At 50.5% G+C, this 5602-nt stretch carries 7 protein-coding genes and 1 tRNA gene; 5 read left to right on the top strand and 3 right to left on the bottom strand.

Translation table 11 applies throughout. The features are described 5' to 3' along the window. Positions 1-700: sigma-70 family RNA polymerase sigma factor (locus IQ235_RS17270; RefSeq protein WP_319592614.1), on the top strand; the 700-nt coding region annotated here is incomplete at its 5' end. A gap of 84 nt (positions 701-784) precedes the next feature. Further along, positions 785-1624: a hypothetical protein gene (locus IQ235_RS17265; RefSeq protein ID WP_264322666.1), complete on the top strand. Its 840-nt coding sequence runs from the start codon at positions 785-787 to the stop codon at positions 1622-1624. Between the two features lie 102 nt (positions 1625-1726). On the opposite strand, the gene IQ235_RS17260 is transcribed toward IQ235_RS17265, so the two are convergent. Beyond that, a tRNA-Arg gene (locus IQ235_RS17260) sits at positions 1727-1800 on the bottom strand. Positions 1801-2146: 346 nt separating this feature from the next. Here IQ235_RS17260 and IQ235_RS17255 point away from each other — a divergent pair. The 3 genes from IQ235_RS17255 (at position 2147) to IQ235_RS17245 (ending at position 5091) form a co-directional block, all read left to right on the top strand. Beyond that, complete coding sequence (locus tag IQ235_RS17255) at positions 2147-2818, top strand: Npun_F0813 family protein (protein WP_264322665.1); 672 nt, start codon at positions 2147-2149, stop codon at positions 2816-2818. A gap of 124 nt (positions 2819-2942) precedes the next feature. Continuing rightward, entirely contained in the window at positions 2943-3983 is a 1041-nt protein-coding gene (locus IQ235_RS17250) for a hypothetical protein (RefSeq protein WP_264322664.1), read from the top strand. Beyond that, complete coding sequence (locus IQ235_RS17245; RefSeq protein WP_264322663.1) at positions 3931-5091, top strand: hypothetical protein; 1161 nt, start codon at positions 3931-3933, stop codon at positions 5089-5091. The genes IQ235_RS17250 and IQ235_RS17245 overlap by 53 nt, the downstream gene beginning before the upstream one ends. Here the strand turns inward: IQ235_RS17245 and IQ235_RS17240 are convergent. Continuing rightward, positions 5038-5412, bottom strand: a complete 375-nt coding sequence (locus IQ235_RS17240) for a hypothetical protein (RefSeq protein WP_264322662.1) — start codon at positions 5410-5412, stop codon at positions 5038-5040. The two genes, IQ235_RS17245 and IQ235_RS17240, sit on opposite strands and share 54 nt — an antisense overlap. Continuing rightward, positions 5390-5602: LapA family protein (locus IQ235_RS17235; protein WP_264322661.1), on the bottom strand; the 213-nt coding region annotated here is incomplete at its 5' end. The genes IQ235_RS17240 and IQ235_RS17235, both read right to left, overlap by 23 nt.

Raw genomic sequence — 5602 nt, 5'->3', positions numbered from 1 at the left:
GTTGTGCCCCGTCCAAAAAAACGGTATCGGAACTGAGGATATAATGAGCCAGGGTCGAATTAGACAGCAGGGGAACGAGTGGAAATTCGAGGCGATCGAGATTGCTTCTCCTGCTAGTTGGAAGAGCCAAAAGCGATCGAAAACCTTGATGTTCCCTAACGATGCCGAACTAGATCTGGCACTGAAATCTGGAGATCGAGCGGCGCTGGGGACGATCTACGATCGCTACGGTAGCGTCGTTTACGGTCTGGCGCTGAAAATGCTTGCCGATCCCCAAGAAGCGGAAGATCTGACCCAAGAAGTTTTCTTAACCCTTTGGCGTCAGGGAAGTTACAACCCCGATCGCGGTTCGTTGGGTAGCTTTCTGACGGTGATGACCCGTTCTCGAGCCTTGGATCGATTGCGATCGCGCAGCCGGAAGCTAAAATTTTTGGGACGATGGGGGCAAACCCTATCGGAGAAAATGGGGTCGGTGACACCCTTTGAAGAAGCTGCCGTGCGCGAACGTCGCGATCGCGTGCGCCACGCCCTCAAAATGCTCCCCGCGAAACAGCGTCAGATTTTAGAATTATCCTATTACCAGGGTTTGAGTCAGTCGGCAATTGCCCAACGGTTAGAGCTACCCCTGGGAACGGTGAAAACTCGATCTCGGCAGGGTTTATTAAAGCTCAGGCAGTGTTTGCAAGATGCAATGGAATAACTCGATCGAGGGATGTTTGAATACCCAGCGCGCGATCGAGCCGGAATTTTAAATTTTTTTGAATTTTGAATTGGAGCAAAACCATTGACTCCCGAACACATAGAAGAACTCGCAGCGGGATATGTTCTAGGCAATCTGAGTTCCGAGGAAACAGAGGCGTTCGAGCAATTACTGGCGAACCAGCCACAACTGCACCTAGAAGTCGAGCAACTGCGAGAGACTCTCGAATTAATGCCCTACGCACTGCCGGAAGTCGTTCCTCCAACCCGATTGCGATCGGCGATTCTCGATGCCATCGAGCCGGCAGCTGCTCCCCTCAAACCCATACAGCAAGGGAAAATTCGTCCTTATTGGGTCGGAATCGCCGCCATTGCCGCGATCTCCGCGATTGCCCTGGGAATCGATAATTACCGTCTGCGCCGCCAACTCGCAGCAGAATCTCCACTCCCCGGTCGCCATCAAATCGTCAGTGCGGAAGTTTTGCAAGCGAACGGTTGGGACGGGGTGACGCGGTTGGTGAGCGACCATATGAATTCTCTCGATCGCGATCGCGGCCCGGTGGATTTTGCCTCCACCAGCGTCGCGGAAATTTCCGATCGCTTTGCGCCTCAATTTAGCTTCGAGCGATCGGCTCCGACGGTAGCACGAACTCAAGTTCGGCTACTGGGGGGCAGTTTCTGCAAGCTCGGCAAAATTAAGGGTATCCGATTTACCTATCGTACGGGCAACGATCGGCTTATTTCCTTTTATCAGCTCGAAGCCTCCGAACGCAATGCATTTCCGCTGTCTGGAAGCGATCGACTTTATATTCCCTCTCATCGAGGTCCAAGTGCGATCGTCTGGAATCAAGACGAGATTCTTTACGCCTTGGTTTCGGAGCTACCCCCAGGGAAACTTCAGGAAGTCGCCGCCCATGTTCGATGAGTCAGTTAATTTTAGACCGATGTTAGACCGCGATCGGACAGCAGGAAAAGAGAGGATTCATTCGGATCTTCTCTTTTCCACTATTCAACTATATCGAGCGAGCGGGTGCGACAGGACTCGAACCTGTGACAAACTGCTTAGAAGGCAGCTACTCTATCCAGCTGAGTTACGCACCCAGGATTTTTTGGGCTTGTTAACCACTCGTTCCATATAATATTGTATCCGTGCCCGCCCGTACGAATCAAGTTACGATTCTAGAGAGTTCGAGTCAAAGTGCAAAGACCTCTACGCTCAATGTAAACTAAAACAACGTACAAATCGGTAGCCGTTAAGATAAGGTGTTAATCAGTGCAGTTGCGCTTGCGCCTTGTCAGTGCGCTTTCGATCTCGGATATGGCTTGCTCGACAAATCAAACTCGTTTGTGACAAGTCTAAATTCTTGGCTTGGCGCGTGTATCCCAAACGCGATCGCTCCGCCATCGCCAGTATCATCGGCCCTGACAGGAGTCCATTGGCAGTGTCATGTTTATTTTAAAAAGGCAGGATGTTGAAATCTCCGGTATCCAGCACCCTAAAACGGGCCAGCAGATTCCAATTCTCAACTATCAGGGGCAGACTTTTCGCTTGATCAGCGTCTTCAACGCCAAACAAGCCGAGGAAGCTAGAGCCTTCTGGAGAGATTTGACAGATAACCGAGGCAAAGCTTGCGTATTACTCGAAGAACCCGATCGATTTAGCGTGTGGGGTAAAATTCGAGTCGAGCAGCTTAACGACGAAGCCTCGGGTGGGGGTGTAGAGGCAGCTCCGTGCTATACTCAAGCTTCAATCCTTCTATTGCAGGAAGTTTATTACAGTATCGAAGACTTACTCGGAAATCGTCAAGCTAGCGCCTTTCAAAAAGAAATCGCGAAAGTCTTCCAACAATGGAAATTTCCCCAGGCAGACTCAGAAAACGCTGTGAACGAACTGCTAGATTTAGACCCTCTAGAAGGCGATCGAGTTCCTCCTTGGCAAGAACATCATCTCAATACGCTCTTGCAGGAGTTGCACCGATTAGGTAAAGAGTATTTTGGAAATTCTAACTTTGTCGAGCGTGTCATTGAAGCTTTACAAGATATGCCAGACTCAGAGCGGACTCAGTTTATTGAGTGGCTCAATCAATCCCCCTTGGGCAAACTCTGGGCAACAGCTTAAGAATCATTGAAAATCACCATCGAGATTCCATGAATATGGGAAGGTAGATTTAACAATTGCCGCCTAGATTATTCGTTCGATATATGGCTCGTTCTTCGTCTCACAATTCTGTCGCGAAATTCCTATGAGTACGACCTCAGAAAAATCTTCTAAATCTGGCGATCCCAAATTACTTTCAACTCAGGCTCTTGTCCTGATGGGTGTTGCTATTGGGGTTTCCGCCCTACTCTTTTACTTATTATTTAGCGTATCCCTACCTGGGGAAAGCCGACCCTATTGGTACGGCATCGGGACGTTACTGTTCGAGCAAGTGGGATTCCTTTTTGCTACCTTCCTCTGCCTCCGAAATGGATTGAGCAACCAAATTGTGAGCGGGCGAAACGTCTGGATGGGCATTGGTTTGGGTATGCTGTGCTACTTTACCGGCAACTTATTCTTTAGTTGGTGGGAACTTTACTGGGAACTCGATCCCGCTGTTTCTTTCGGCGATTTGTTTTATCTGAGCAGCTACGTATTTTTGTCCATCGGGATGTTCCTCGCGGTTCGATCGAGGCGCTTGAATTTAGAATTGTGGCAGTGGGGGGTCACCGCAGCGATCGCTGCGGCGGGTATGGCTTTTGCCGTTTGGATCGCCTACCCTCTGGAGTTGGGCGTGAGTTCCGATCCAGTCGTTGAAGAGCCAGTCATGGAAGAGGTTGCCCCCGAGACACCCGAAGTCGCACCCGGTGCCATCGACGGGAGTGCCGCGCCCCAAATAGAACAGCCGATCGTCAGTGAAGCTACCGAAACAGCCCCCTCTCGCGAAGCTCCCGCATGGGTGCTGCAAATGGAAACTGAGTTAGATACTTATTCTTCTTGGTTGACGCTCGCTTATGTGGTGCTCGATGTCGTCTTGCTCGTGGTGGCAACGCTACTGCTACTGGCATTTTGGGGCGGACGGTTTTCTCAATCGTGGCGGATGATTGCCGCTGCTGCTTTTTCCCTTTATATTGCGGATATGTGGTACAAATACGCCGAGAAAAATATCCCCAATTACGAAAGCGGCGATTTACTCGAAGTCTTTTGGGTGTTTACCGGCGTCTTTTTCGCAATTGGAGCCGTTCTAGAATACGATGTCTCGACCAAATCGAGTTCTCGTCGCGGTCGCCGTCGGGGAGGCTCCTAGGGCAAATTATCACAAACAGTCCTCTTTTCTAACTAAAGAACGTTTCGCTTTAACCCTCAAGAGTTCGCCTCCGAAACCTACCAGCATGAGTGCCAGAAAACTATCCGATGCCGATCGAAAAGCAATTCTCGAAGAGTATCGACAACCCGGAGAAACCACTCTCACCATTGCCAATCGCTATGGGGTGAGTAACTCGACGATTAGTCGAATGCTCAAGAGTAGCTTGTCACCGAAGGAGTACGAAATGCTCATCAGTCAAAAGCGGGCGACTCGCACTCACCATTCGCCCGCTCGAACTCCGGCGAAAAAGAAACAGATAGAACTCTCTTCCGCATCCGAACAACCCGAAAAATCCGAACAACCCGAACAACCCGAACTGTCTGAGAAATCTGAGAAGCCCGAGAAGCCCGAGAAGCCGAAAAAAATCGAGAAAATTGAAAAAGCGGCTCCTTCTCCCTCCCCCTCATCCGTTTCTGACTCTACGGGACGACGACGGCGGAAGCGTTCTTCCGCTCATGAAGATGAGGATATTGAAAATATTCCGGACGAGCCGCCTTCCCCCCTCCCAGTCAAAGCTGTGGATGACGAGCGAAACGAGGAGGTTCGACCCGATAAAAGTAAAAGTCCGCCCAAACTCAAACGAGATCGCGCCCAAGAGGAGAGCGATCTCGAGGAGGAGGACTTCGAGCTGAGCGAGGGACTTGAAGATTTCGAGGATGACGAGGATTTTGAGGACGTCCCCGGTGATGAATCGGACGAAGAACCGCCGACTAAAAAAGCGAAAACCATCGGATTGGGTGCTGTCCAAGTGCTACCCTTTGCCGGAGCGAGTTTACCCAAAACTTGCTACTTGGTGGTCGATCGTGCCGCCGAGCTGATTACCCGACCGCTAAAAGATTTTGGAGATTTGGGCCAGATTCCAGCACGGGAAGTGTCTGAAAAAACCTTACCCATTTTCGACAACCATCGAGTCGCTCGACGCTTTGCCAACCGCAGCCAGCGGGTAACGAAGATTCCCGATTCGCGGATGTTGCAAAAAGTGAGCGCTTACCTACTAGCCAAAGGTATTACCCGTATTCTCATTGACGGTCAGGTTTATTCGCTCTGACCAAGATTCGGAGTTGTCGAGGGTGAGAACGATGGTTTTAAAGTCAAAATCTCGCAGCTTTAGTACCAGATAATTTCGATTTTGGGTGACGTACCAAAACTCTTTCCCGCGACGGGTATAGTAAGTGCCAGCTTTGATGATGCCTGGAAAAAAAGTTCCCGGCGCGCGCAGTTCGAGCCAATCGCTCGGTGGTTCTTCTGTACTCGCACTTTCGATGCGATCGAGGGGAATTTCCCAGGTTTTTTCCCAGTTAAATGCCCAAAGCTGCTCGAACCATTCCCACTCGATGGAAAGGGTATTACCGATAAGACCGAGAATCACGAGAATTGCTCCGAGATGTATTGCTCTTAAAGATAGAAGGGCCCATCAAGGTCACAGCACCGCCGAGCAGTCCGATGCCGACGCTCGCCCCCAGAACGACACCGAGGGGCATTTGAACCGATCGCAAGGTTAAAAAGCTCAGAGAGACTAGCGTTGCATTTTGGACGGAGAGGATCGAGATCGCCACGAT

This window comes from Zarconia navalis LEGE 11467, assembly GCF_015207075.1.
Taxonomy (GTDB): Bacteria; Cyanobacteriota; Cyanobacteriia; order Cyanobacteriales; family Geitlerinemataceae; genus Zarconia; species Zarconia navalis.
This window is presented reverse-complemented; position numbering and strand designations above follow the sequence as displayed.